The sequence below is a fragment of the Bradyrhizobium iriomotense genome (assembly GCF_030160715.1).
Lineage (GTDB): Bacteria > Pseudomonadota > Alphaproteobacteria > Rhizobiales > Xanthobacteraceae > Bradyrhizobium > Bradyrhizobium iriomotense.
Genome location: NZ_BSOW01000047.1, coordinates 32,511 through 58,472 on the forward strand (window position 1 = coordinate 32,511; position 25,962 = coordinate 58,472).

A 25,962-nucleotide genomic window follows, 5' to 3' on the forward strand; every position below is an offset into this window, starting at 1 on the left:
ACAACTCTGCTGCATCGCTGGTTGATGATCGATTGTTCGCGCTGCTCCGCCCCGCAACTTTGTCAACTCAGCTCGGAAGTGGCGCTTCTTGATCAGGAGGTCTGAAGGGCGAGGCGCTCGATGGATTGAATGTGACGCGCGAGAAGGTTACAGGCTTGGTCAAGGTTGCGCGCTCGCAGGGCCTGAAAGATCAGGCGGTGATCTTGGTTGGACCGTGGGCGCCAGCCGGCCGTGCGCGCCATCGCGAAGACCAGCCGAGAATTGGCCAGCTGAAGCTCGTCGAGGCTTGCAAGCAGGCGCGGCATCGCACAGGGCGCAACCAGGGCGTAATGAAAGGCCCGGTTGGCCATCTCAAAATCCTCAATCGTCTGGGCATTGTCTCCTTCAATCAGGGCAAGTTCAATGCGTGCCAGGTGGACCGATGAGAGCTTTGGAGCTGCATTGCGCAGCGCGACCACCTCGAGCGCTGCACGCATCTCGGCGATCTCCTTCACCGAATTCGCATCGAGCGGTGCAACCCGCACGCCTCGACGAGGCGCACTCACGACAAGATGTTGAGCCTCCAGTTGTCGAAAAGCCTCGCGCACCGGGACGTGACTTGAATTGAATTCTCGCGCGACATGATCCTGGCGCAGAGGGGAGTCTGGGTGTAGCGCGCCGTTGATAATGCGCTCGCCAATCGACTCGGCGATGCGTCCAGCAGTCGTCCTGTTCTTAGCTGTCATAGATTATCTATCGGAAAAGTGGGTGCGCCTCGGTAGCGCATCGATTAGCATCAATCCAATGCTGCTGACGATAGATAATTCGCGTGATTATCTATGATTATGGACGCGAGGCTTATGGACGTCTTTGATGGAGTTGACCGGAACGGAAGCTGCGAGCTCGCGCAGGTCGGCGGGACATGGAAACGCACTGACGCCGAAGCGGTCTATGATCTGCCCTTCGCTGAGCTGATGTTTCGAGCGCAATGCGTTCACCGCGACAACTTCGATCCAAACCACGTCGAAACAGCTAGTCTGCTCAGCGTCAAGACGGGGGGCTGCCCGGAAGACTGCGGCTACTGCGCGCAGAGCGCGCGCTACGAGACGGGGGTGAAAGCGACCCGCCTGATGGATTGTAGCGACGTGGTCACCGCCGCGCAGCGCGCCAAGGAGGCAGGCGCAACCCGCTTCTGCATGGCTGCGGCTTGGCGCAGTCCAAAAGACCGTGATCTCGATCGGGTCTGCGAAATGGTCAGCGCTGTCAAAGATCTTGGCATGGAAACCTGCGTCACGCTCGGCATGCTGACGCCGAAACAGGCGGCGCGGCTTTTCGAGGCGGGGCTCGACTTCTACAATCACAACGTGGACACCTCGCCTGAGTTTTACGGCAGTATCATCACCACCCGCTCGCTGCAGGACCGAATTGACACGCTTGAGCATGTGCGCGAGGCGGGCATCAAGGTCTGCTGCGGCGGCATTATCGGCATGGGAGAGGGGGTTCAAGATCGGCTCGACATGCTCGTCCTGCTCGCCAATCTCTCGAAGCCTCCGGAAAGCGTGCCGATCAATCTTTGGAACGAGGTCGAGGGGGTTCCGGTCGTTGATACCGCGCAGGCTCCAGATCCGATCGCGCTGGTGCGTCTGGTCGCAACCGCCCGAATCATGATGCCCAGAAGCGTCATTCGGTTGTCCGCCGGACGGCATGACATCACCGACGAATTGCACGCGCTGTGCTTCTTGGCCGGTGCGAATTCAATTTTCATCGGGGACGTGCTGCTGACAACTAAAAATCCGAAAGCCGACCGCGACGCCAAGTTGCTGACCAAGCTCGGCATCACATCTGCCCTTGCCTGAACCAAAAGCGGCAGCAACCGAGCCCGTGTGCAGACCTCCAAGATCAGGTTGAGAAATGCAGATTACCTTGTTGAAAGGCAAAATCCACTGCGCATCGGTGACCGAAGCCGATCTGCACTATGAAGGCTCAATTTCAATTGAGCGTGCGCTACTGGACGCGGCGGGATTCCTGGTGAACGAACGGGTCGAGATTCACAACGTCGAAACCGGCGCCCAATTCGCCACTTATGTCACTGAGGCGCCGGGCGGCGCGGGCACTATCAACTTGAACGGTGCGGCTGCGCGATTAGCGTTACCCGGAGACAAAATCAGCATCCTTGCATACGCCTTACTTGATGAAGCGGAAGCCAAGACGTTCAGACCACGTATTGTACTCGTCGATCGAGAGAATCGAATATTGCCGGTTTGATCGCAAAGCGGCTAACCGAAGCCGTTTTTCTGCGCGGGTCCCCAGAATTTTGCGCGATTTCAATGCCCTCAGGGTGCACAATGAATTCAATCCACGCGGGAAAAGCTGCCCCATATAGCTCGGCGTTGAACGTCCTGAAAGAGGACCACCGGTTGCGCAGCCTCAATCCGCGTGCAGGGATCGATTTCACGTCGAACGACTATCTGGCGCTCGCGAGCGCGCCGCGCGTGAAGAAAGCTGTCTTAGCAGCTATCGAGGCCGGCACACCGATCGGGGCCGGCGGGTCGCGGCTCCTGCGCGGCAATTGCGCAGAGCACGAACGTCTGGAAGCTGAAGCTGCCAGGTTCTTTGGCGCCGAGACGGCGCTTTTCTTCTGTAGCGGGTATGTCGCAAATTTTGCGGTCCTGACGACGGTGCCGCAGAAAGGCGATCTGCTTGTTCTCGATTCTCTGGTGCACGCGAGCATCCATGAAGGCGCGCGAGCCGGCCGCGCAGACTTTCGGATGAGCGCGCATAACGACCCAGAGGCGGTAGCAGGCACGATTCGTGACTGGCGGGCAAATGGCGGAGTTGGCCGTGTCTGGATCGTGGCCGAAAGCCTCTATAGCATGGACGGCGATTTTGCCCCGCTCAAGGAGCTGGTTGCGCTCGCCGACCGGCATGATGCGTTCCTGATGGTGGATGAGGCCCATGCCACAGGCGTTTACGGTGAAAAGGGAGGGGGGCTCACCGCACCTTACGAGGGGCGAGAAAATCTCCTGGTCGTTCATACTTGCGGCAAGGCGCTAGGCGCTGCGGGTGCGCTCGTCACTGCGTCCGGCGTCTTGCGAGACTTTATGGTCAATCGGTGCCGTCCATTTATCTTCGCCACCGCCCCCTCGCCGTTGATCGCCGTTGCCGTGCGAGAAGCGATTCTGATCCTGCAGCAGGAACCCGAGCGTCAGCAGCGTCTCATCGAGCTCGTCGCGTTCACGCATCGGCAGATAAAGCAGCGCAGTTGGAAAAGTCCTTCGAACTCGCAGATCATACCCTACATTGTCGGCGACAACGCGCGTGCGATGCGGCTCGCCTCTGCGCTGCAGGCGCGCGGCTTCGACATCCGCGGAATCCGCCCCCCAACCGTGCCGGCGGGCACGGCCCGTTTGCGAATCTCGCTGACACTCAACGTCGCTGAAGCTGACGTGCGCGCAATGCTCGATGCCCTCGTCGAGGAGACGGAAGGTGCACTTTGATGAACCCAAGGATCGTGGTCACGGGCACAGATACCGGAATCGGAAAGACGGTATTTTCGTCGGGGCTCGCTAACCTCCTCGGCGCGAATTATTGGAAGCCGATTCAGGCCGGCCTCGATGGAGAGACAGATAGCCAGACCGTCGCGCGGCTGGGCGGCCTCTCAGCCGACCGCATCTTGCAAGAGCGCTACCGTCTTCGAACGCCCGCCTCGCCCCATTATTCGGCAGAGCTCGACGGAGTTCGCGTGGAAGCAGATTCGCTCGATTTGCCGGATACCGGGGGACGGCCATTGGTTATAGAGGGCGCGGGCGGGCTGATGGTGCCGCTGAGCGGCGACACACTTTACATCGATGTGTTCGAGCGGTGGCGGCTTCCAGTCGTGCTTTGCGCGAGCACAAAGCTTGGCACCATCAATCACTCGCTGCTGTCGATAGAGGCTCTCCGAAAGCGTGATATCCCCATTCTCGGGATGGCCTTCATTGGCGAGCGAAATGCCGAGACTCAGACCGTCATCCGCGAGATGGGGCGGGTGCGTTGGCTAGGACGATTGCCATGGCTCTCTGACCTCACCGCGGACACGCTGCAGGCAGCGTTCAAAGCCTCATTCCGTGCAGATAGTTTCAAGTTGTATGCCAAAGAATAAGTCTCCGATCTGGCATCCGTTCACGCAACACGCTCTTCAAGACGAGATGACGCGGGTTGTTCGGGGTAATGGTGCCTATCTCCACACCGCTGATGGTCGCCGTATCATCGATGCAATCTCATCCTGGTGGGTGGTGACGCACGGTCACTGCCATCCACATATCGTGCGCGCGATTCAGGAACAGGCAGGTAAGCTCAATCAGATCATCTTTGCCGGGCATACCCACGATCCTGCGGAGGAAGTTGCCGCGCAGCTCCTGAAGTTCGCGCCCCCAGGGCTCGAGCATGTCTTCTTCTCCGATGGCGGCTCAGCAAGCGTCGAAGTCGCGCTAAAAATGGCACTCGGCTATTGGCATAATATAGGCAAGCAGCGAATACGCATCATCGTGATGCAACATTCCTATCACGGCGACACGATAGGTGGGATGTCGGTGGGTGCGCGCGGCGTCTTCAACGAGGCGTACGGATCCTTGCTGTTCGACGTCACCTCAGTCCCGTTTCCCGCAACAGGTCGTGAGCAGGACACGCTGGACGCGCTGGAGTTGGCATGTCGAAACGAAATTCCAGCGGCCTTTATTGCGGAGCCTCTGATATTAGGGGCAGGCGGAATGCTGATGTATCCAGCCTGGGTGCTCAGGGAGATGAAGCGGATCTGCGAGGCTTCTGACGTCCTGTTCATTGCCGATGAGGTCATGACCGGCTGGGGTCGCACGGGAACACTCTTCGCGTGCGAGCAAGCCAATATCACACCGGATATCGTGTGTTACTCCAAGGGCATTACCGGAGGAACGCTTCCCCTCGCCGTAACACTCTGTCGCGCAGATATTTTCGATGCCCACTATTCGAAAGATCGGACGCGCACGTTCTTTCATTCGAGTTCATATACTGCAAATCCCGTGGCCTGCGCCGCAGCAAGAGCCAATCTGGAGCTCTGGCAAGATCCTAATACTCGCCAACGCGTGGCGGCGATGGCCGTGATGCAAGAAAAGGCGATTGAGCCATTCCGGGCCGATGCACGTTTCGGAAACGTTCGCCAGACCGGCACGATTACAGCACTCGATCTGAAGACGAGCGACTCCGGCTATCTGGCGGACATAGGTCCAAAGCTCCAAGCCTTCTTTAACAATCGAAATCTGCTGCTTCGGCCGCTCGGCAACACGATCTACGTGATGCCCCCGTACTGTGCAACAGCGGCAGACCTTGATGAAATCTATGCTGGCATCTGGGATGCAGCCGATGCGCTGGCTGGAAGGGACGCTCTGCGGGCTGAGAAGCCGGGAGCGAGCGTTTGTTAACTTTTTCGGCGGTGTTGCGATGATCGCAATCCCCTGAACCCTAGCCTGGGGGGACTATGGGTCGGAGGTTCAAATCCTCTCGATCCAAAATCAATGGCTTAGCCGGAAGCCTCTCGATCCAAGAATCGTACTCAGGAAACATCTGGGAAACATCGGCGGGAGGGATATCCCCTCCCGCTCTTTTTTTTGCAAGCCAATCCAAACCGGCTGCCCCGGTCCATTAAGTTGACGATCGGCCGTTCGATCACGCATACCCGAACTCGGGTTTCATCGTTGTATGTCAACATTTATGTTGACAACGCGACGATGTTCTCGTTATGTTCTAATAACGAAGTTGAGTCTTGGCGACTCGTCTTGACGGGCAGATCCCGTTCCTGTGTCTCTGTGAGGCGAGGTTTCTGCTTCCTGGGGGAGGGAGTTTTGGCGCTGCCGGAGCTACAGCGGATAATGCGCTAATCTTCCGCATCACGCACAAAGACAATCTGCCTGAACTGCTTTGGATTTTGGATAACGGACTGCACTGCCGGAACTCCGATAAGCAAGACCCGAACTTCGTAAACATTGGACTCGTAGAGCTTATCGACAAGCGGAAGACTTGGGCGGTTCCCCTCTCGCCCAAAGAGACCTTGAGCGATTACGTCCCGTTTTACTTCACGCCTCGGTCAATAACGGCCTACAACATTCATACGGGCCGTACTCATGCCAATCGACGCTCTTCTCGGCGTGGCATGTTGTGACGAAAAGCAAAAATCGTGGGCGAACGAATTGGCATCTAAGCGCAAGCTGAGCCTAGAAGTCGACACCGAGCGAGGATGGTACTTCTGATGATTATCTTCACTGAGGGTAACCTGCTCAAGGCTAACACCGAGGCCTTGGTCAACACGGTGAATACCGTCGGCGTGATGGGTAAGGGAATTGCCTTGATGTTCAAGGACGCATTCCCTGAGAACTTTCGCGCGTATTCGGCTGCTTGCAAGAAGCAGGAGATCAAGGTCGGTCAGATATTCGCGACTGAGCGAAAAGATCTGATGGGAGGACCGAAGTGGATCATAAACTTCCCCACTAAGCAGCATTGGCGCAATCCCTCCAAGATTGAGTGGATCAAGGATGGGCTGCAAGATTTAGTGCGGTTTATTGGCGAGCATAAAATCAAATCGATTGCCCTCCCGCCACTTGGAAGCGGCAACGGAGGCTTGGATTGGAAGAGCGTTCGGCCGCTGATTGAATCGGCAATGGGTAATCTTGACGTGCAGGTCATCGTTTACGAACCGACAGCGCGCTACCCAAACGTTGCAAAGCCCCAGGGGGTAGAGAAGTTAGACATGGAAAGCCCCCCGTGGGAGTATGCGGGGCATTGCTGACGCAATCAACACTCAAGGTTGCGGATCGCAACCGTGCTGTCATCCCCTGATTTTGGCGACCTGTGTTTCAAACGCTAAAACAGCCTTGCGTTTCTCTTCGAACATATGCCAACGGGCGTAGACACGCGTCACGCCCTTGTCGTGTGGTTCAGAAGGGCCTTGACGTAGTCAACCGGCAGACGTGCTGATTGCACGATTGTCGCTGCCGTTCGCCGAGGGTCGTGGGGCGTGAAGGCCGCCAGTTCTTTGTCTTCCAGTAGGCGGCGGACCGGTGCGAGGTCCTTGCCAAGCTCTTGGTGTCACGCCTGCGCGTCGGCGGCGAAGGCGTCCTGGTTGTTGAACGTGTCCTCGGGGACGGCGCCCCACTTTTGTTCAATCCGTTTCAGTTTCCACGGATATTGTTCGCGCGATTCCTCACCGAGGCTGGCGAACGTCTCCGATTGGTCCCAATGCCGAATGAATGAGCCGCGATCGTTTGGCCGAATTCCTCGAAAAGTGTCCGCTGGCTAACCGGCAAAAGGAAGAGATCAAAAAAGGCGTCGGAAAACGAAGCTCTTGGTGATATGCCCGCCGAGATCGGTGTTACCGATCTCGGCGACATGAATCCTGCGCAAGTGCGCCTAAGATCGCGCGATTTATGCGCGCGCTGCCGCCTACGGCGCGAGTCTGCAGCTCGAGGGCGTGATATGCCGAAGTCGTAACCTGTCTTTCGACTGTCGACGATCGGCGAGTAAGCCGGTCGACCGCGCAGAGCAAGCCGAAGGACAAAGAGCGCAAAACCACAGCCTGCCTGCTTTTGTCACGGCATGCCCATCGACTCCGATCTCTCCGTCAATCTTGTGTAACAAACTCAAATTAGAGGCTGCGAATGGTCAGCATCTCGCCGAGCCATCGTTTCGAGCGTGCTGATCAGAAACGGCGAAATGATGATGGATTGATGGGCAATCAGATGCTTGCTTCAATCATTGCACTACTACGGCTCATATTGCCAATTCTTCGTCGTCTTCGCCCAAGCCTGCGAACCAAGATTGCCATGCTTGGAATAGCGGGCGTGGTCGTCACAGGGATGACTTGCGTCCTTGGGCTCAATTATGTTGCTCAGGTTCAGCGTGAGGCAGACCAGAGCATTCACCTTCGTGCTCACTTGGCGGCGATCTCAGAAGCGTTTCTTGAGTCGCAGCAGCTTGCACTGGAGTTTTTGCGCAAACACGATGAAGCGCTGATCGCGCAACACGACCAAGGCATCAGGAAGGAGCTGGCCGGCCTCGATCAGATCGAGGAGTATGTTGCCTCCTTGTCCGAGAGCAATCCCCTAAAAGACGTGTCGTTCCTGCGTGCCGGAATCGGCCTTTATGCAACACGTTTCAACAACATCGTTTCAGCGCAACGCGTGCTCGGATTCGCCGAAAATGATGGCCTCCAGGGCAAGCTGCGCAACGCCGTGCATGAAGCCGAATCACGGCTTTCGCAGATCAATCAGCCGCAGCTAACTGTGTTGATGCTGATGATGCGACGACACGAAAAGGATTTCATGCTGCGGCGGGAGGAGAAGTACGGCGATGAGCTGGACAAGCGCGTCGCCGAGTTCGAGACTGCCCTTGCTGCTTCGGAGTTGGCGCCAGCCGCCAAGTCGGAACTGAAGAAGCTTATCGAGTCCTACCGGTCGAGCTTCGTGGCGTTCCTGGTTGCGCAACAAGCATTGGATGACCAGGTTGATGATCTCGGACAGATCTACGGCCGAAATCGTCCTCTGCTGTTGAAAGCGATCGCGGCGGCTGATGCCAGCGCTGCCGCTGCGGAAGCGCGCGCGTCGCAGATCCGCCAGATGCTGGGCTGGGGAGTTGGGCTTGCCACGCTCGTCATCGGCTTCGTTGCCATCGTTGTCGGACAGACAATGGCGCGGCTGATTACACGTATGACCAAAGCGATGCGCCAACTGGCGGCCGGCCAGTTCGAGGTGACTCTACCCGGACTTGGCCGTTCGGACGAGATCGGTGAGATGGCGCAGGCCATGGAATCGTTCAAGCTTAAATTGAGTGAAAAGGCGCAGGCCGATCTTGTCGCGAATATGGAACAGGACCGCTTGGCGGGGATGCGACGGAAGGCGGAGCTTGAGAGCCTTGCAAGCACGTTCGAAAATGCAGTCAGCGGCGTCCTCGACACACTCTCATCCGCGTCGACTGAGCTCGAGGCTTCCGCTCGCAGCCTGGCGGACACGGCGCACGATACACAGGAAGTCTCTGACAAGGTGGCTTTAGCCTCGGAGGAAACTTCAGGCGGTGTTCGGGTTGTCGCTGCACGTACCGCGGACTTGATGGCGTCGGCTATGGAGGTTGGACGCCAGGTCGAGCAATCTGCAGAAATTGCAAGAGGAGCCGTGCGTCAGGCCGAAGAAACCGACCGAAGGATAAAGCACCTGTCGGCGGCGGCACTAAAGATTGGGGGCGTGGTTGAGCTGATCGCCGCAATTGCCAGGCAAACAAATCTTTTAGCTCTCAATGCAACGATCGAGGCTGCGCGTGCGGGCAAGATCGGTAGCGGCTTTGCTGTTGTGGCGCACGAAGTAAAGTCGCTGGCAAGGCAGACAACCAAGGCGACCTCGGACATCGCAGAACAAATCGCAGATATCCAAGCGGCCACAGAGGAGTCAGTTACCGCGATCGCGGAGATCGGCAGCAGCATCGGCAGGATCTCGCAGATCGCCTCGACGATTGCTGCTGCCATCGAAGAACAGGGTACAGCAACTCGACACATTGCGCAGAATATTCAACATGCGGCAGAAATGTCGACGCGGGTCGCCAGTAACATCCGCCAGGTTGCAGGGAGCGCCTCGAGTACAGGGGCCTCATCCTCGCAGGTACTGACATCTGCGAATGCGCTGGCCCAAAGCAGCCATCGTCTCAAACTGGAAGTCGATGGCTTTCTCGCCGGGGTCAGGTCGTGATCATCTGAAATTCCTGCAGAATTATTTGACCATGTGATTATTTGCTCTCACTGGGGGTCTCCGAATGCCTACCTATCTTGCGTCGTATGATTTGAAGGAGACCAGGCCTGATCCGCACCCCACCTTTTTGAAGCAAGCAGCGGCGCAGGGTTGGAAACTGTGGATTCTTGGCTCAAACAACGTGCGATATCGGCTGCCGAACACAACGCTGGTCGGCACATTTGACAGTTTGGCCGTTGCCGAGGCCAGGCTCGAAGCAGCGCGTCTGGCAACAGAGAACGAAATGGGCGGCAACGTCACGACGAGCAAGTGGATTGTTGCGGAATACGGACCCGCTCGTTTCAATTCTGACGAGCGGCAGAGCGCGTAAAACTAGAGACCGCCGGAGTTTGCCGGCGGCCCCAGACTCATCACAAACCTTGCCCGCAGCGTTGGCTTCGTCGGCCTGACGCTTGCGTCACGGCCTGGATCCGAGCGCGGTGGTACGCGAGCTCACCACCGTCTGCGCGATGGTGGCGCGGGCAAACCAGCATAGGGGAGCGGCCGAATTCGGCCTGCTCTCGAGTTCACCTTCTAGCTTTGTGCATGCTATCCCGTCTTTAGGCGGTCGCGAAGGGCTTGGGTCTCCGCTTCGGGCAACCGGGTCAGCGGATCGCTACGGAGGGCCGCGGATGTTTAGGAGAGATCGAGGCACACAAGAGTAGGCAGAAATATTGAGTTAGAGTTATAGGGATCGCGCTGTCGGCCATGCCTGTCCCGCGCTCGGGGTCTATTTCAGTCAGCTTCTCGAAAGCTAGCCCTGGTAGTTACGATCCTTTTCGACGACCTTGTGAAGGTAAGGCTGGCGTGGACGCAAACAACGTTGATCCATTCGATGTGTCAGGCCGGCCGGAGGCGCATCACGCCATATTGCAACAAGAGCAAGCGGGACAGGCCGGGCAAGAGGATTTTGAGCAGCGCTTGGCGGAAGGGCGCCAGGCCAATGCCGCTCCGCCCGCGGGCGCAACCCCAGACCCCCGCTATCCTCATCTAACTGAAAAAGACCGGACCCTCATCGACGCGGCAGCCGAGCATTTTGGGAGGAATGTACAATCGCACACGGTCGGCACTTATACCTGGGCTCTTCGCGTATTGGGAAATCATCTTGGGTTTCGGAGCCAGACGATCGATGCGCTTGATCACGATTCTTTGCTCTGGCACGCTAACGCGTTCTTTCCCACTGATGGATCAATGGTTACCGCATTGAATGCGCTTCGTAAGTACCGCGAGCCCAGGGCCTCAGATGGCTGCCGACGTTACGTTCCTTCTGTAGAGGATGGGAGCCTGATCGAGGCAGCCATCCGCGCGGCTGCTGGACGTCGAAGATGGACGCCTAGTACCGCCGAGAACAATGAGCAGATTCTTCGCAGATTGGCGAAGAGTCTCGAGTCTCAGGGGCAAACAATTGCCGCGAGCGATCACAATTCCCTGGTCGCTTACGTTAAGGAGTCCTTCGGGGATGACGTGAAAATGCCCTCCGTGTTGGAGGTGCTTCGCGAGTACCGTGAGCCCGATTTTTTAGCTGCTCGTGTCCCTCGTCGAGAGGATGAATATATTCCATCGAGGGAGGACAAGGATCTCATCGATAGTGCGGTTCTTGCCAGCGGGCGCCCCGAGCATACCGTCAAACGCTATACCGACAAACTTTACAGGTTTGCTGGAGTGCTCAAAGATGAAGGCCAAGGAATTGCTAAGCTAGATCACGGGTCTCTGATCAGGCGGGCGAAACGCCTATACTCAAGCAACAAGAATCTAATCACAGGGTTGAACATCATCCGCGATTACCGCAACGCGCAAGGTGACGCCGCGGGCAGCTCTCGACACGCGGAGGCTCCGACCGTGCAGTCACCGGTGGCAAGTGTCAACTCAGAGGAGCTTCTGCGACGCCTGGATGATCAACCCACCCCCTCGCGGTCGATTTACGATCCGGCGGAGCTTCGGAATGCCTCGGATCAAACGGGCCAGCTGCCAGCCGAAAGTTTGGACACAGCAGAGCTTTTGGGGATTTTGGCTTCACCCACGCATTCGCCGGCGGACAGCGTTGATCAGCCAAGCCCAGCGTTACCCTTGCCAGTCCAGGCTGTCGCTCCTGAGGAGACTTGGCGGGCAGCGGATAAAGCTGACCAGCTACCAACCGAAAGTTTAGACACAGCAGAGCTTTTGGAGATATTGGCTTCACCCACCCATTCGCCGACGGCCAGTGTTAATCAGCCAAATCCTTCGCCGCTGTGGGACATCGGGGCATCGACCTCCCGCCCGGCATATCTCGCGGTTCACGCGCCGCTTGCGGTGCCGGATCTAGATTTGTACCTTCCCCAGAACTGGCAGCACGGCGACCAGTGGGCGACGGAAGACTTCATGCACGGGATGCGCTTGCATAACGTGCTGCCAAGCGTTGCTGAGCCGCAGACAAATCTCACCATTCAAGGCGTGAACTACACAGCCACTGTCGGGCACCCAGGCTGGGAGCGCGCGGTTTTTCTCCGCCGAAGCTGAATAGGACGCAATTGTCGTTGACGTTCGTGCTACCACTTCCACGTATCGGGGCTCGTGTCGGTAACAAGCACCCCGATTCCGTAGCCGCTGATGGTTATAGCCGCGTAAGTATCGCGATCGTAACAGTTCAACTGGTATTCCCTGCCTAGCTCTGACCATCGCCAATAATCCCGATGACCACCGGACGGGAAAAACTGCTTGCGCGGTGAACTCCTGCCAGGTTCAAGACCATTGACGTCGAGCTTGATCTCGTTGCGGCTGCTTCTCCACAAAACATGCCCCTTGAGCTTTTCATTGGTCAGATTCACCACGAAAAATTCGTGCCTTCCTCCGCCCGTCATTGCTCCCTTTTCGCCTTCTCTTTCCTTTTCATCATCAAGCCTCATGGCCTCTCCTCCGAGTGAAGGGCAGAATCCTCGGAGTGTGCTAATAAGATGCTGTCGTCTCAACTATCTGATTTGGTGGCTAACAGTCATATCCATCTCGCACTTCGCGGATAGCTTTCGCGCATCTCACAACGGCGACGACATTACTTCACCGCGACGTGAGCGGCATTTGTGATGGGGGCAATGCGTATGGCTGTGCAGGCGCGCAGAGTGCGAGATGCGAAAGTGTTTCGGCGGCTGGAGCAGAGTTACCTGCTACAGGCTGAGCACTCGACAGGAGAGCTCGAACGAGACGGCTTACTCAATCTCGCGCGAAGTTTCGGTTATGCGGCCGAGCAAATCGAGAGACGTGCGCTGGTCAGCAAGACATTGGTGATCTGCGCTCTTGCCGCGCTCGTACTATTTGCCGTCTTGTACATTCCTTAGTGTGCTCCCGCCACAGCCGTGATGGCGGTTTCTGGCCTGTCGCCTGGACTTCCGAGAAGGATTGAGGTTCAATGCCAACGCCCTTCCTGGTGCCGATCTCTATGACTTACAAGTAAAATACTCGGGGACCCGCACGACATCGCCACTCGTATCGCATCCGCGGCGATGGGTTGTGAGCAAACGACTTCTGCTGGCGTTCGATTCGAATTCCCCGCTGGCGCGCAGGAAATCCAGTGCGCCGCGGCATGGGTAGACACGAGCAACATCGGCAGCTCCTCGCAGAACTGCGCGGTAGGTGGCCTGGTGGCGACCGGAGCGGGCAGTATGAGAGGGCGTGATAGGGACTGCATCAACATTCCGCCGTTTGGTCCAAGAGTGTGCAGTTGTCCAGGTGACGGCCTGGTACGCTCCAGATATCGGGCACAAAGTGCCGGAGCCCAAGTTTGAAGACCTCAATCGGGTGGACGTAGGAGCTTATGTGCTGAAAGGCGGAAGGGACGTGTCCACGTCGCTGCCTTCTGATGCGACCGTCGAGATCAAGAAGGTTGGTGTCTCGATAGCCCGCAAAGCGTGCGGCAAGCAATTCGATACGATTGCAATCAATGTGCCGGCAGCCTACCAGAAACTATCGCAAACGTGGCCTGTTCCAGGTGACACTCTGGAACGGACAGTTGAACGTAAAGAAACAGCAGTAGTCTACCCGGCCGTTTATCAACCCATTAATTTCGCGGTCGGCACGCAGCTTGCTTTGCTCGGCACACCGTCATCGTCCAGGGCTTCGGTGATGGAGGGGCGGACCGGACGTGTCACGGCGCGTTGAGTCCGCCCCGCGGCGATGCTGGCCGCCGGCGCCTCGACCTCCGCCGCCGCATGCGCGCCCTTGCGCACGTTGCGGGGGCGACTTCTTCAGCATGTTCCGCGGCACGAAAATCTCGCTGCCGCTCTTGGGTTGGGTGTTCTTGGTCATCTTGGGTCTCCTTTGTGGTTACAGGTTTCAGCGCAAAAGCCGCGCTGAGGCCCTGCCCGTCAGCGAGACCGGTGAGGCAAGTGCAAGGGCGGACGCAGCCCGTGGGGTATTTCTCGGTCTGCAAAAGCGCAGCGCGGAAGACTTGGAAACGGCTGCGGCCGAGCACAAGCACTCCCCTTCAGACGCCAGGCCCCTTAGATTTGCTTGGTCAAAAGCATTTAGGCGAACGGTAATGCCGGGCGATGGGGCGCGGCATCACGTCGCTTCATTTCGAAGTCTCGGCCGAACTCGTCGCGACCGCGCGACCGTCGATCGTTATGCGCGTGCGTTCCGCATACCGGACCACCTCACGGCAGCGTGGACATCGCAGAAGTTCGGAACGCTTGCCCGAGTGAAGGAGGTCGATGTCGTTCGAGCTCGTGGCTTTCACATTGAATGGATTTCATGGGTCTCTCGAGAGTTGGCCATCTTGTGTGGCCCAAAGGGCCGCAGAGCAATTATCAAGATGAGCCGGTATGCTCGGAGACTAATCGGTGGCGGCATTCACCCGGTCGCTGACACCCCTCGGTGAGGGATCGTAGGCGCGGGTGACGACACCGCCTGCCTCAACATAGGCTTCCGTCCCGACAAACTGCGCGCGCCGGTCACTGGCCGCCTGCTCCTCGGTCAAAGCCCTGCGGTGACATGGGACCCCTTCTTCCAACCCAGCGCCTGCCACACCGCCTCCTGGCGCGCGCGGTCGTCGGTGAGGGTGTACATCACGCGCTCCTGATCAGCTTGGGGAGGGTGATCTTAAACTCGCGACTGAACGTCTCTTTTCACTACCGCCGGCTGGACAAAACACCTGATCTTGGACTCCATCACCGGCAGCAGCGCACTTCAGTCAAACCTGTAGGAGGCCTGTAAGAACGTGCCCCATCGCTCCATGCTGTACTTCGCTAGAAGAGGGGTCTGAACCAGAGTACCGGGGCCGTTGCAGCCGCTGCAGTTATAGGTGACATCGCTGTCGTTCTTGGTCCACATTGCCCAATACCTGGCACCAACGCCAACGCTGAAGTTTTTGCTGAGGAAATAGGATAGCGTCCCTTCCATCTGAACACCCCCGCCACCGTTCCCGCGCTGATCGTAGAAAGTTGTGTTGTCGCGGAGAAGATGGTTGTCGCGACCACTGAAGTCGGTCCATGGCAGGTAAGCGACGTCGGCGGTCACGCGCCAGCGCTCAAGCAGCATGGCCTCAGCGCTAAAACCAATGCGCGACGCATTCCAATTGCTGTCTTGAGTGCCGATGAGCTGCTGCGGCAAGGCGCATGGCCGGAACGGCAAGGACGAGGCGGTCTGCAAGCATCCCATCGAATCCGACTTCTGACCGTAATAGGTCCATCCGACAAATGCCCCCAGCTTATAGGTGCGACCGCGTAGAAAATCGTAACCGGCATCAGCGGTGTAATACATGAATTTTCCATTCGCCTGGCCTGACAGCGTGTTGCTGTAGGCCACTTCACCGATGCTGGAATCTTCGTCGTTCAGCTTTCCTTTGTTGAAACGTCCGACGCCGATATTGCCCTTCAGGAATATCCCCCAGGGACTATCAAGACGCCCGAACAATTCGCCGGAAATGCCATCCAGCCCGTGATAGGTGAGCCTTGAACTAGGAATGCCGCCATCTCCAGGCATTGGGGGCGGAAGGATGAAGTCCCATTGGAATGTTCCTCGGCTGAGCCAGACCCGTGAGCCGCTTTCGACCGACCAATCGCCAGGCTTCACGCTGGGGGGCGCGCTTTCCGGGTACAGCAGCGCGTCGGACCATTTGGGCGCGCTCGGCGTGGCGTCAAAATGGTAATTCAAGCCGACCTTTCCGACGTGATAGTTGCTGGATAATCTGGTTGTGTTGCCGGGGATGACTGCAACGGGCGGATACTGCATGGTCGGAGGGGTGGCTAGATGGGGCCCGCCAAACCCCATATAGTCGTACTCGAATTTGACAGACCAAGCAGGCGTGAGGGCTTGCTCAACGCCCGCTCCAACGGTCCCACCGAAACGGCCGTAGTCGAATTGCGTTGTCTGCCGCGGGTACCCAGCGAAGGTCCCCGCCCGGAATTCGTTGTTGTTGGCGATTTCGCCGCGATTGTTTTGCCAGGCCACGCCTGCCTTGACGTAGGCCAGCGTTCGGCCCTGCGGGCCAAAGGTATAACCGACACGCGCGGTCCCTGTGACAAAGACGTTCGGACCTGCCTTGCAAGTGTCGATCACAGCAATTCCTGAGAAGGCAAAGCAGCTGTTAGTCCCATCGGAGACAGTATAGCTCGCGTCGAGTTCGGCGCCGAAAACCCACCTATACCGTTGCCAATTGTAGCCGACCTGACCTCCGGCCATGAATACAGGGGTACTGATGGCGTCGCCATAGATTGGCGGGCCGTAGGGGTCACTGAAGGATGTTTGGCCATAGCCACCGCCGCCGTGGACGCCGACATACGCTCCGGTCCAGCTCCACACTGTCGGCGGCAGCTTGATCACCGGGTCGAGATCCGCCGAATTAGCGACACCGCATGCAACGAGCGCAACTGTTGCAGCTCCCCCAACAAGAACTCCAGATCGCATATCACCTCACGAAGACGACGCGCGCGCTAACTGCAACGAAGCTCCCAACGGCCAACGTTGTAGCGCCCGCTTCCACGCCGCTTGTGGTGTGCAGGATCGATGCCAGCGGGCCGCGATGCGTATTCCCGGCGTTTTCGGCTTTTATGTCGTCTACGCGACAATCGCTCGACTTGGACAACGACCAGCGATACGACCGGCCCGCCGAATGTATGTATCTTCCGTATCAACGACTACGAAATCACCGCATCCGTGGAGCCCGATATCCCGATATCCCGGGATCGACGGGTCGCCGAGTTGGCGAGATCTTCTCGGTAACGCCGAGATGAGAAAGTGGAACGGTCGTCCAGCCGGCAAACCGGCGCGCGCCCGCCGCGCAATCGGTCCGTATGTCGGTGGCATCTGGAAAGTCTTATTCGATGATCGCGCAATCATTGGATGTTTTTGGACGCCCTCCGTTAACTTTGGAGAGATCGCTTTCTTTTTTCTCTTCACCGTTGACAAATTTCTCTCGCCTTCCCAAGGAAGCGACGACTCTGGGTATGTGGGTTAGTCGACGGATCGGACTTAAGATGAGCCATATTTCGGACTCGCCTGTTGAACGCGTCACGATTCCAGTGCTGCAGCGGTGGAAGGGGGAGGGACGACGTGCGGTCATGACCACCGCTTACGATGCGGTGACGGCACGCATCGCCGACCCCATCGTCGACATCATCCTTGTCGGGGATAGCGTTGGCAATGTCTGCCTCGGTTTCGATAACACGCTGCCGGTCAGCATGGCGATGATGAACCATCATCTCGAAGCCGTGGCGCGCACAAAGCCTCGTGCCTTGCTTGTAGCCGACATGCCCTTTCTAAGCTTCCACCTCAGTCCCGAGGAGACGATCCGCAACGCCGGAGGCTTCCTGCAGCGAGGGGCCGACGCCGTGAAACTCGAGGGTGGGGCCAAGCGCGCCGAAATCGTGCGCGCCTTGGTCGATTGTGAGATTCCCGTGATGGGCCATCTCGGCCTGACGCCGCAGAGCGTCAATGTTATGGGTGGTTTCAAGGTGCAGGGCCGCAACGCCGATAATGCCCTGCGCCTGCTCGACGACGCCCACTGTCTGCAGGAGGCCGGATGCTTCGCTCTCGTCCTGGAGGGTATCCCAGCCGAGCTCGCCGCCCGAGCGACCAACTCCCTGACAATACCGACGATTGGAATCGGGGCCGGCCCCAGTTGTTCGGGTCAGGTGCTTGTGTTCCACGATGTGCTTGGCTTGACTGAAAGTCATCGGCCAAAATTCGTTCGCACCTATGTCGAGGGTTTTCTGTTATTGCAGGAGGCGCTGTCACGCTGGGCCGCAGATGTCCGCACCGGTACATTCCCGACGCCACAAGAATCCTATCGACTTCCCGAAGGGTTGAGCGATGCGATCGCAAACTGGGCGCCTTCCAATCCAACCTGATGTAAAGCTCAAACATGCAAACAATTACGACGGTCGCTGAGCTTCGTAGCGCTCTTGCAAAAGCTCGTGACAAACGAGTTGGCTTCGTACCGACAATGGGCTACCTGCACGATGGCCACATGGCATTGGTCGAGGCGAGTCGTGCGCGATGCGACCTCACGGTCGTAAGTATCTTCGTCAACCCCACTCAGTTCGGCCTAACCGAGGACCTCAGCACTTATCCGCGCGACTTTTTGCGCGATGAAAAGCTGTGTCGTGAGGCCGGTGTCGCGATCGTCTTCGCTCCAGATGCGCGGGAGGTCTATCCAGCTCAGTTTGAGACCTTCGTCGAACCCGGCGAGCTCGCAAAATCATTGTGCGGGGCGTTCAGGCCTGGACACTTTCGTGGTGTCGCGACCGTCGTCTGCAAGCTGTTCAACATGGTGCGGCCGGATATCGCATTTTTTGGACAGAAGGATTTCCAGCAATGTGCGGTCGTGCGTCGGATGGCAATTGATCTCAATCTTCCGATCGAGATCGTCACCGTGCCAACCGTTCGGGAACCGGACAGGCTCGCCATGAGCAGCCGCAATCGATACCTCAGTAAAGAAGACCGCCAGCGAGCTCTTGCGATCAGTCGCGCTCTATTCGCTGCGGAGGCCGAATTTCGTGCAGGCGAGCGCCAATGCGAGAAGCTTATCGCAATCGCCAGGCGGCATTTGGATGAAGTCGACCGGCTGCAGTACATCGAGCTCGTCGATGCCGACACGCTTGAGCCGGCCTTAAGTCCCTTGCGTCATCCTGCTGCCTTGTGTGCTGCGGCCTACGTCGGCTCGACGCGGCTGATCGATAACGTAATTCTTAGGCCGGAAGTGAGCACGGAATACGCGATCAAGCTCTAGCGACGACATCGAGCGCGGCGACGCTGCGTAGCAAAAAGGCATGACCCGCTACGCGCCGTGCTTACTGCTGAGCACGGGCGCGACGTCACAAGCGCATAGCGAAACGACGGCCGATTGAGCGACCACCGTCCTGTCTCTGTCCGATTCGACCGATCTCGTCGTGTGGTGGTTGTGCGTTGCCCGCCGCCCGCGCAACCCACCTTTTCTGAGCGGTGCGATATCGAAACGCAGATACTAAAATTTCATTCTACATGCCGTCCGTCTTCTTGCCGTCCGTCTTCTTAGAGTAGCGCAGCACGTCAGCTCGCCAAACACAAAGGTCACACCTCGGCTGGCTCGCAGTGGCCATGCTGATCGAGAAGCTCGAGGCGGGAATGCCGTTTTTTGACAGTGCTAATCGATGCTAACTGTCCGCAGCGCTGCCAAATGCGTGTCATCGGATCAATCCAGTTAAAATTCGTCAGAAATTGGCAGAAGAGCGCAGGATTTAGACTTCAGACGGCTATTGATTGCACTAATCAAGATCAAATTACGCTTATTGTGAGCAGCCTTGGCGAAGCCCTCCACTGGAGCGGTTGCTTCGTCAAATCGGTGCACATCAAGCGATTGCGCGGTGTCTGTACAAGCCGGACGGCTGGACGCCGGGGTGAAGCCGCACGTCGCGTGCGCGTCGTGCTGCGCCGAAGGAAAAGCCCACTAACGCCGACAGGAGGCGAGAATGCAAAACAGCTTCCATAATTCGGAGCATGGTTCAGCAAGGTGTTGTGCGATCTGCGGTGGAAAGTTCGGTCTGATCCGCTACTATTGCTGGAGAACGGCTCTTTGTTCCAAGAAATGCATCGACCGGTTCAAGGCGCGGCGGGAAGCCGATCAAAAATGGCTTCGCTGGTTGCGAGCCGCCTAATACCGCCGGGTATCACAGAGATCTTGAAGAAGATTGCATTGCGTTCTTCATTTTGGATGCCTCTCGAGTGACCAATCCGGTAAGCGGTTGTTACTGCCAGTCCAGGATATTCGTCGCAATCGGCCCCGCGCTTTCGCATGTGATCTGCGGTCGCCCGAGAGTGGCGCCCTTTCGAACTCGAACCACGGGCAAAATCTCAAGGCACGGACGGAGCACCCTAACGGGGTCATGCTATGAAATTCATCCTGGTGAATCACCGCACCCCGCACGGCGAGCGAACCTGCACGACCTGTTCTCGGCCGTTGGGTACTGGCTACCTGCGAGATGTAGTAACGCGGAGAGAATATTGCGGCTATGATTGCTACCGATGCTGTCACTTAGCAAACGTCGCCTTCCTTTACCGCAACCCGCGTGCCTTCCTTGGGCGCGATGCGCAAGATCTCGTTCCTGTTGGGCTCGTTGCCTTGCTGACTGCCGCTTCATGCTGGCTTGAAGTTGGGGTCGCCACAATGTCGTGGATCAATAGGGCGGCGCATCCCGGCGGGCCCTCTAGGTCTGAAAGACCTCCGTCGGCTTAAGCTCTTAAGGTTTCGTGCAGGCCGCGCGTCACTGCGGTCGTGATTGCTGATTGAACTGATTGGGACCTTTGCGTGATTGTGGGATGGCACCGGGTGGCCCTTAAGGCAAAACCTCGCCGGCAATACGATCAGCGCTTGATATGAGCTCTCTTTGGAGACCTCTGCGTGGCAAGCACGGTCTTTCCTTCATTTCGAAGTTATAAATGACGTGTATGAATACATGGTCGCAACGTAAGCGAGTTCTTTCAACTTTTTCATCAGTGAGGATTTTCCATGAAGTCACGTTTCTGGATCGCGCTGGGCTGTGCAGTGCTCTTTGGGGCGCCCGCCAAGGCCTGGAATAATTTCGGACACATGGAGGCAGCTGCGCTGGCCTGGAATCAGCTGACGCCAGCCGCCAAGCAGGAAGCCACGCGCCTTTTGAAGCTCAATCCTCAATACGATGGCTGGATCCAGGGCGTGCCAGCGAACCAGCGCGACCAAGTCGCGTTCGTCAAGGCGGCAACGTGGCCGGATCAGATCAAATCGCTCAGCGACTATCACAACGATGGCGACAGAAACGGCGATGTCGCGCCGCAGACGCCCGAAGCGTCGCAGAATATCGGCTATGCCGATCACTTTCGCCACAAGTACTGGCATTTCATTGACGAACCGTTCTCGACGGATGGCACCACATTGCAGCAGCCGCAATCGCCCAACGCGCAGACTCAAGTCGCTGTCTTCAAGAAGACGCTTGCGGACAAGACGGCATCGGACGACGTACGCTCATACGATCTTTCCTGGCTGCTGCATCTCATCAGTGACCTGCACCAACCGCTGCACGCGACCTCCCGTTTCACGCACGCCGAGCAGGATGGCGACGCCGGCGGGAACGACGTGAAGATCAGTTGCACCAAATGTGGAAGCGCCAGAGAGCTCCACGCCTTCTGGGATGGGTTGTTGGGACCGACCAGCGCGCCACCACAGGATGCCATCGACGCCGCGGCGGATCTTCGCACCGTGGATGCCGGATCGACGGACGAGAACGACTGGATTCAGGAGAGCTTCCAGATCGCCAAGACGTCAGTGTACGCGCCGCCGATCCGCGGCGGCGACGGCCCGTACAAACTCACGAAGGCTTATCAATCGAGGGCGCATAGGATCGCCAACCAGCGGATTGCGCTCGCCGGCGCCAGGATTGCGGCGATCCTGAACGATGCGTTCAAATGAGCGTCTGTCTGGGGGGCTCATCATAAGTTGTTGCGTACGATGGCCGATGAACATTGCTAAATGCTATTCGTGTTCACGGCTCCTTGCCGGATCATTTTGAGTAAGAACGAGCCTGCCAGGAGGATGGCACGTTTTTCCATTGAGGCGTATGCCAGCGTCTTCGAAAGGAAAGTCGCGGATGATACAGTGACGCGTTTCCTGTCATTTGGCAGCCGCCCTGGCATTGGTCGCTCGCGTTGGGCGGGGCCGCCGATTCTGGAAGCGGCGGCCCCTTGCCGCGAAGGCGCCAGTTACGCGAAACATCGGCACCTTCGCGACCGCTATTAGAATGGGCGCGGTTAATGCATGGCGACAAGGAGCTTTGCTCGTTAGTCTTACCAATCAAGGTTTTCGCTGTGCGATGCTCCGCGCCGCTGTCGTGATCTGCTAGATCGACCTTTTGGGAGCATTGTTTGTTTGGGTGGTAGATGTCGCATTCAGTTGAGTTAATCGTCAACGGCTACGTCAGGCTAAACGATCGTGCCGCGCTGGAGAAGCTTCTTGCGCACCGGCGGGAGCTGCTGAGGCAACTAAGCAGCGTCACCGGCATCGATCCAAGACAAACCGTCGCGCAAGTCAGCCAAGAAATCGCAATCATCGAAGCTGGGCTTGCGACGATCGCGCCAGAGTGAGGAAGGCTGATCGTTCAGCGGAGCCGAGCAGCTTGGTGTTGCTGCGTCGGGGCCGCGGCCTCTACGCCCAAGCGGGTTAACTCAGCAACGACTAGCGCGAGCAAAGTGATTCAGAGACAGGCGAAGGAAACGGCGGACAGCAGCTTGCGCGCAGGATAACGCTTTCGACCAAACGAAGCGCCGCGCCGAGTATATTGGCGCGACGGCTTCGCCTCGGGTGGACCCGGACGGGGCAATGTCCGGTGCGGCGAGCCTAGACGCCGCGCAGCGCCACCGCAAACAAACCCTTGCATTAAGCTTGATGTCGCCGCTGCAGGTTAATTCTGGAACCGCCATCTTGCGTCGTCATTGGCCGACGTTTCAGCGAGGGCGCGACGCTGAGGCTCGGCAACAGGATCCAGAGCGGGTCTTTGCTGGAAAACCAGAAGCTCTACAGATCGCGTTGGGCTTTGGTCTCGTGTTCTCACTTGCGAGCCTGCTTAGGTCGATCAAGAAGGTCAAGGGCAGTGTTTACCTGCTCAAGCTGACGCTCTATCTCCTCGCGCTGCTCGACGTCTTGGGTCAAATCAAGTTGCTCAATGAGCTTCTGCTTTCGGGCGAGCAGATTTTGAATGACTGTCGTCATCTGACCTCCGTTACAGCGCTCAGGCCGATCGCGGGATGCTTGCTGTTCTTCACCCTGATCCGGTGCTTCTTCCGGCCGACATGGAGAGGGTCGCGATTGCTTGGGGATCACTTCGATGGGCCTGAATGCACTCGGAATCGCGGCCGCTGCCAACGCAGCAGCCGCGCCGCAAGTAAACCGTAGACAAGATCGATCCGACGCCTAGCGATCCCGTTTGTAGAAGAACGACACTATCTGCTCAAGGAGGGTGGCGGCGTCTCCTTTGTGCGCGTTGGCAGTATCGGATACTCGATCTTGGGCAGGCGCCCGCTCAGTGAATTAAGAAACGCAACAATATCGTTGTTCTCCTTCTCGCTGAGCTTGGCGCCGAGCTGGACTTCGCTCATGATTCCCACGGCTTCCTTGAGAGTCCAAACCTGACCCGAATGGAAGTAGGGAGCCCGCAAGGCAACATTGCGCAAGGGAGCGACGCGGAATACGTATTGGTCGCTGGGGGCCGTGGTGACCGCGAACCGTCCCTTGTCGGCCGCAGGAAGCAATTTGATATCAGGCTTTTTGATTACACCAAACGGGAAAAAATCCTGTCCCCCAATATTGATTCCGTTATGGCAGGAGGCGCATCCTTTGTTCATGAACAGCCGCAATCCCGCCTTTTGCTGATCGTCCAGCGCGTTGGCATCGCCATTCAAATACTGGTCGAACGGAGCCGCCGGTGTCGTGAGGGTCGCTTCAAAAGCCTCGAGCGCTTTCGTGAAATTGTCGAAGGTGACCGGCGGTGTATCACGCGGGAACGCTTGCTTGAACTTGCCGACATAGTCTTCCATCGAATTCAACGTCCTCGTCACGTGACCCGGAGTCGCATTCATTTCGGCGCTCGCCTGAACGGGTCCCTTGGCCTGTGCCTTGAGATCCGCCGCGCGTCCGTCCCAGAACTGCGCGACATTGAACACCGCATTGTAGACGGTTGGCGCTCGACGCGGTCCCTTTTGCCAGCCGTGACCAACGGATGTCGGACCGGCGTCGACGCCGCCGGTGCCGAGATTATGGCACGTATTGCAGCTAATGATCCCACTCGCCGAGAGCCGAGGGTCAAAAAACAGCATCTTGCCGAGCTCGGCTTTCTCGGTCGTGACAGGATTGTCTTTTACCGCGGGGATGGCAGATGGGATCGGTTTGAAAATTCGTTCTGCCGCCATCAGCAAATCGTCGTTCGCGATAGCATGGGATGAGACGAGCACTAGAACGGCAGCAATAGACACCTTGCGCATCACGTGAGACTTCCGGTTCTTTCGACGCCGCTACCGAAACAACATTTCTTCGGGGCGGCACTCACTACATGATGCCTGCAACCATGCAGAAACTGAGCCAACTCTCGCGCTGCAAGTTTTCCTGCTCGACGTCGGCTTCGCGACACGTTGGCAGTAGCCCGACACAAGTACGTCGACCTCGCACGAAGCATGTCGTTTTGCCGCTCTTCGAGAAGGCAAAATGCGTCTGTCTAACGGCACGTCAATTGCAGGAACACCGCGACATCGCAGACACCTGTGCCGCGCGGTCAGATGCTACTTGCTCAATTGGATCCAAATCGATGCCATAGACGCTACACCATGAATGCGATCCCGCCGATTGAAGCTGCGCCGCATCCGCCGCGCCGCGCGAGCCGCACTCCCAAGTGGCTTCGATCTGTATCGCGTCCGGAAGGCAAGGCTTACGCCTGTCGCGCCGAGATGAGGCGTCGCCGAGCTCGATAATGGCTTCGCGGCGCTCGAATAAACTTAAGCTAGCTGTCGGCCTGGATGGATTGGTGGCGCGCGTCTTGAGCGGCGTGCACCACGACATTTTAGGTGACTTGCTACATCCCATGGCACGCCTTGCCCGCAAGCAGAAAGTGTAACGGGGTGCCAAGGAGAGCGGATGAAGAGGTTTCTCATGTCTAAAGCGAAGCTACTTGAAATAATCAACCCGCCACTGCCGTACGGCTCAATTGGCCGGCATACGCGCCGTTATTGGAATAGCCTTGGGTATTGGAGAGAGCGAGGTGCAAGCGAGCGCTGCCGGGCAGCGGGCTGTTCGCTGACCACCTACGGGGCCGGGCGGCCTGATGGCAGTCACCGGGTTCGGTTTCGCGGCCCTTCTTCGACCGACAATCCGACAATTACGAAAAGAACTATGAGGCGTCTATTTCGACCCTGGTCCAGTGCGCTCTTCGGCGGCGCGGCATCGCTGTTCGTCGTTGCGAGCGCGTTCGCGCAAGGTCGCCTCACCGAACCAGCCTCACGCGTCGTGCTGTGTGCCGAACACAGGAACAAGGATTGTCCAATTAATTTGCAAAGGGCAAGCTCGATGGAGAGCGGCAAGTTCTTCCCCGCTATGAAGGGAGGGCTGCTAGACTCTACCGCGCCGACCGATGTGCAGAATGCGGCGCCACCAGAGGACGGCCACATCGCCGGCAGCAGCGTGCGCGGTGATGTGCCCTTGCTCAATGAGCAGACGCCGACGCGCTGGGAGAAGATTCCGCTGCACTCCGGCGCGAAGCAGAAGTTCAAGTGGGAATACGGCTCGGTTCACCTTACGAGGCGTTGGAACTACTTCATCACACGGATGGGCTGGAATCCGTCCTCGCCGCTCGCGCGCGCGCAGTTCGAGGTGAAGCCATTCTGCACGGTTCAGAATCCAGGCCAGCCCTTTTGGGATCCGAATGCCAACCTCATTCCCCAGGAGCCCACCGAGCACCTGTGCGACCTGCCAAAGCGCACGGGCTATCACGTTATTTTGGCGGTGTGGGAAGTCGCCAGTAGCCCGATGGCGTTCTATCAGATCGTCGACGCGACGTTCGAGGAACGCAAGTCGTCGAGCGCCAGTGGCCCCGATTGACGGGGCGGAGTGTTGCCGCCGAAATGCAGCGGGCACTTGGACGACTTAGTCTAGTTTCTGTCGCGAAACACATTCGCCCTTTAAAATAGGGGGTATTTCGCGATTTTCGAGTACGTTTTTTCTTGCGACGTACATGTGCACGGTATC

Annotated in this window: 22 protein-coding genes; 18 read left to right on the top strand and 4 right to left on the bottom strand. The window is 57.8% G+C overall.

The features are described 5' to 3' along the window. Positions 1-92 precede the first annotated feature (92 nt). Positions 93-725 carry a GntR family transcriptional regulator gene (locus tag QQL28_RS40760; protein ID WP_284274737.1) on the bottom strand — a complete coding sequence of 211 codons (633 nt, stop codon included), beginning with the start codon at positions 723-725 and terminating at the stop codon, positions 93-95. 114 nt (positions 726-839) lie between these two features. On the opposite strand from QQL28_RS40760, the gene bioB reads away from it, so the two are divergent. The 10 genes from bioB (at position 840) to QQL28_RS40810 (ending at position 12,254) form a co-directional block, all read left to right on the top strand. Further along, positions 840-1,835 carry a biotin synthase BioB gene (bioB, locus tag QQL28_RS40765; RefSeq protein ID WP_284274738.1) on the top strand — a complete coding sequence of 332 codons (996 nt, stop codon included), beginning with the start codon at positions 840-842 and terminating at the stop codon, positions 1,833-1,835. Positions 1,836-1,890: 55 nt separating this feature from the next. Further along, the gene (gene panD / locus QQL28_RS40770) at positions 1,891-2,244 is read left to right on the top strand and encodes an aspartate 1-decarboxylase (RefSeq protein ID WP_284274740.1); all 354 of its coding nucleotides are present in this window, start codon (positions 1,891-1,893) and stop codon (positions 2,242-2,244) included. 80 nt (positions 2,245-2,324) lie between these two features. Beyond that, a complete protein-coding gene (locus QQL28_RS40775; protein ID WP_284274741.1) occupies positions 2,325-3,476 on the top strand; it encodes an 8-amino-7-oxononanoate synthase in 1,152 nt (383 codons plus the stop codon). Continuing rightward, on the top strand, positions 3,476-4,120 hold the full coding sequence (gene bioD / locus QQL28_RS40780) for a dethiobiotin synthase (RefSeq protein ID WP_284274743.1): 645 nt from the start codon (positions 3,476-3,478) through the stop codon (positions 4,118-4,120). The genes QQL28_RS40775 and bioD overlap by 1 nt, the downstream gene beginning before the upstream one ends. Then, the gene (locus QQL28_RS40785) at positions 4,107-5,414 is read left to right on the top strand and encodes an adenosylmethionine--8-amino-7-oxononanoate transaminase (protein WP_284274745.1); all 1,308 of its coding nucleotides are present in this window, start codon (positions 4,107-4,109) and stop codon (positions 5,412-5,414) included. The genes bioD and QQL28_RS40785 overlap by 14 nt, the downstream gene beginning before the upstream one ends. 341 nt (positions 5,415-5,755) lie before the next feature. Beyond that, positions 5,756-6,151, top strand: a complete 396-nt coding sequence (locus QQL28_RS40790) for a DarT ssDNA thymidine ADP-ribosyltransferase family protein (RefSeq protein ID WP_284274747.1) — start codon at positions 5,756-5,758, stop codon at positions 6,149-6,151. 87 nt (positions 6,152-6,238) lie between these two features. Further along, positions 6,239-6,775 (top strand): type II toxin-antitoxin system antitoxin DNA ADP-ribosyl glycohydrolase DarG, encoded by a 537-nt coding sequence (gene darG, locus QQL28_RS40795; RefSeq protein ID WP_284274749.1) that lies wholly within the window; start codon positions 6,239-6,241, stop codon positions 6,773-6,775. Between the two features lie 868 nt (positions 6,776-7,643). Continuing rightward, complete coding sequence (locus QQL28_RS40800) at positions 7,644-9,719, top strand: methyl-accepting chemotaxis protein (RefSeq protein ID WP_284274751.1); 2,076 nt, start codon at positions 7,644-7,646, stop codon at positions 9,717-9,719. A gap of 64 nt (positions 9,720-9,783) precedes the next feature. Continuing rightward, positions 9,784-10,089: a hypothetical protein gene (locus tag QQL28_RS40805; protein WP_284274752.1), complete on the top strand. Its 306-nt coding sequence runs from the start codon at positions 9,784-9,786 to the stop codon at positions 10,087-10,089. A 476-nt stretch (positions 10,090-10,565) separates the two neighbouring features. Next, positions 10,566-12,254 carry a hypothetical protein gene (locus QQL28_RS40810; protein WP_284274753.1) on the top strand — a complete coding sequence of 563 codons (1,689 nt, stop codon included), beginning with the start codon at positions 10,566-10,568 and terminating at the stop codon, positions 12,252-12,254. A gap of 29 nt (positions 12,255-12,283) precedes the next feature. Here QQL28_RS40810 and QQL28_RS40815 read toward each other — a convergent pair whose 3' ends face one another. Next, a complete protein-coding gene (locus QQL28_RS40815; RefSeq protein ID WP_284274754.1) occupies positions 12,284-12,640 on the bottom strand; it encodes a hypothetical protein in 357 nt (118 codons plus the stop codon). 183 nt (positions 12,641-12,823) lie between these two features. On the opposite strand from QQL28_RS40815, the gene QQL28_RS40820 reads away from it, so the two are divergent. Then, a complete protein-coding gene (locus QQL28_RS40820; protein WP_284274756.1) occupies positions 12,824-13,066 on the top strand; it encodes a hypothetical protein in 243 nt (80 codons plus the stop codon). Positions 13,067-13,457: 391 nt separating this feature from the next. After that, on the top strand, positions 13,458-13,886 hold the full coding sequence (locus tag QQL28_RS40825; RefSeq protein ID WP_284274757.1) for a hypothetical protein: 429 nt from the start codon (positions 13,458-13,460) through the stop codon (positions 13,884-13,886). 1,026 nt (positions 13,887-14,912) lie between these two features. Here QQL28_RS40825 and QQL28_RS40830 read toward each other — a convergent pair. Then, positions 14,913-16,547: an outer membrane beta-barrel protein gene (locus QQL28_RS40830; RefSeq protein WP_284274758.1), complete on the bottom strand. Its 1,635-nt coding sequence runs from the start codon at positions 16,545-16,547 to the stop codon at positions 14,913-14,915. Positions 16,548-17,200: 653 nt separating this feature from the next. Between QQL28_RS40830 and panB the strand changes: the two genes are divergently transcribed. The 5 genes from panB (at position 17,201) to QQL28_RS40855 (ending at position 23,124) form a co-directional block, all read left to right on the top strand. After that, positions 17,201-18,073: a 3-methyl-2-oxobutanoate hydroxymethyltransferase gene (panB, locus tag QQL28_RS40835; protein ID WP_284274759.1), complete on the top strand. Its 873-nt coding sequence runs from the start codon at positions 17,201-17,203 to the stop codon at positions 18,071-18,073. Positions 18,074-18,087: 14 nt separating this feature from the next. Beyond that, positions 18,088-18,954: a pantoate--beta-alanine ligase gene (panC, locus tag QQL28_RS40840; RefSeq protein ID WP_284274761.1), complete on the top strand. Its 867-nt coding sequence runs from the start codon at positions 18,088-18,090 to the stop codon at positions 18,952-18,954. 1,755 nt (positions 18,955-20,709) lie between these two features. Continuing rightward, positions 20,710-21,645 (top strand): S1/P1 nuclease, encoded by a 936-nt coding sequence (locus QQL28_RS40845; RefSeq protein WP_284274763.1) that lies wholly within the window; start codon positions 20,710-20,712, stop codon positions 21,643-21,645. Positions 21,646-22,112: 467 nt separating this feature from the next. Continuing rightward, entirely contained in the window at positions 22,113-22,316 is a 204-nt protein-coding gene (locus tag QQL28_RS40850) for a hypothetical protein (RefSeq protein WP_284274765.1), read from the top strand. Positions 22,317-22,551: 235 nt separating this feature from the next. After that, on the top strand, positions 22,552-23,124 hold the full coding sequence (locus QQL28_RS40855) for a hypothetical protein (protein ID WP_284274767.1): 573 nt from the start codon (positions 22,552-22,554) through the stop codon (positions 23,122-23,124). Positions 23,125-23,171: 47 nt separating this feature from the next. Here the strand turns inward: QQL28_RS40855 and QQL28_RS40860 are convergent, their stop codons facing one another. Further along, positions 23,172-24,209 (bottom strand): cytochrome-c peroxidase, encoded by a 1,038-nt coding sequence (locus QQL28_RS40860; protein WP_284274772.1) that lies wholly within the window; start codon positions 24,207-24,209, stop codon positions 23,172-23,174. Positions 24,210-25,110: 901 nt separating this feature from the next. On the opposite strand from QQL28_RS40860, the gene QQL28_RS40865 reads away from it, so the two are divergent. Next, complete coding sequence (locus tag QQL28_RS40865; RefSeq protein WP_284274774.1) at positions 25,111-25,815, top strand: lytic polysaccharide monooxygenase; 705 nt, start codon at positions 25,111-25,113, stop codon at positions 25,813-25,815. Positions 25,816-25,962: the final 147 nt, after the last annotated feature.

Bases quoted from the DNA above. Each gene is read 5' to 3' on its own strand.
- QQL28_RS40760 (WP_284274737.1), bottom strand. From the start codon at position 725: ATGACAGCTAAGAACAGGACGACTGCTGGACGCATCGCCGAGTCGATT.
- bioB (WP_284274738.1), top strand. From the start codon at position 840: ATGGACGTCTTTGATGGAGTTGACCGGAACGGAAGCTGCGAGCTCGCG.
- panD (WP_284274740.1), top strand. From the start codon at position 1,891: ATGCAGATTACCTTGTTGAAAGGCAAAATCCACTGCGCATCGGTGACC.
- QQL28_RS40775 (WP_284274741.1), top strand. From the start codon at position 2,325: ATGAATTCAATCCACGCGGGAAAAGCTGCCCCATATAGCTCGGCGTTG.
- bioD (WP_284274743.1), top strand. From the start codon at position 3,476: ATGAACCCAAGGATCGTGGTCACGGGCACAGATACCGGAATCGGAAAG.
- QQL28_RS40785 (WP_284274745.1), top strand. From the start codon at position 4,107: ATGCCAAAGAATAAGTCTCCGATCTGGCATCCGTTCACGCAACACGCT.
- darG (WP_284274749.1), top strand. From the start codon at position 6,239: ATGATTATCTTCACTGAGGGTAACCTGCTCAAGGCTAACACCGAGGCC.
- QQL28_RS40800 (WP_284274751.1), top strand. From the start codon at position 7,644: ATGGTCAGCATCTCGCCGAGCCATCGTTTCGAGCGTGCTGATCAGAAA.
- QQL28_RS40805 (WP_284274752.1), top strand. From the start codon at position 9,784: ATGCCTACCTATCTTGCGTCGTATGATTTGAAGGAGACCAGGCCTGAT.
- QQL28_RS40815 (WP_284274754.1), bottom strand. From the start codon at position 12,640: ATGAGGCTTGATGATGAAAAGGAAAGAGAAGGCGAAAAGGGAGCAATG.
- QQL28_RS40820 (WP_284274756.1), top strand. From the start codon at position 12,824: ATGCGTATGGCTGTGCAGGCGCGCAGAGTGCGAGATGCGAAAGTGTTT.
- panB (WP_284274759.1), top strand. From the start codon at position 17,201: ATGAGCCATATTTCGGACTCGCCTGTTGAACGCGTCACGATTCCAGTG.
- panC (WP_284274761.1), top strand. From the start codon at position 18,088: ATGCAAACAATTACGACGGTCGCTGAGCTTCGTAGCGCTCTTGCAAAA.
- QQL28_RS40845 (WP_284274763.1), top strand. From the start codon at position 20,710: ATGAAGTCACGTTTCTGGATCGCGCTGGGCTGTGCAGTGCTCTTTGGG.
- QQL28_RS40850 (WP_284274765.1), top strand. From the start codon at position 22,113: ATGTCGCATTCAGTTGAGTTAATCGTCAACGGCTACGTCAGGCTAAAC.
- QQL28_RS40855 (WP_284274767.1), top strand. From the start codon at position 22,552: ATGTCCGGTGCGGCGAGCCTAGACGCCGCGCAGCGCCACCGCAAACAA.
- QQL28_RS40860 (WP_284274772.1), bottom strand. From the start codon at position 24,209: ATGCGCAAGGTGTCTATTGCTGCCGTTCTAGTGCTCGTCTCATCCCAT.
- QQL28_RS40865 (WP_284274774.1), top strand. From the start codon at position 25,111: ATGAGGCGTCTATTTCGACCCTGGTCCAGTGCGCTCTTCGGCGGCGCG.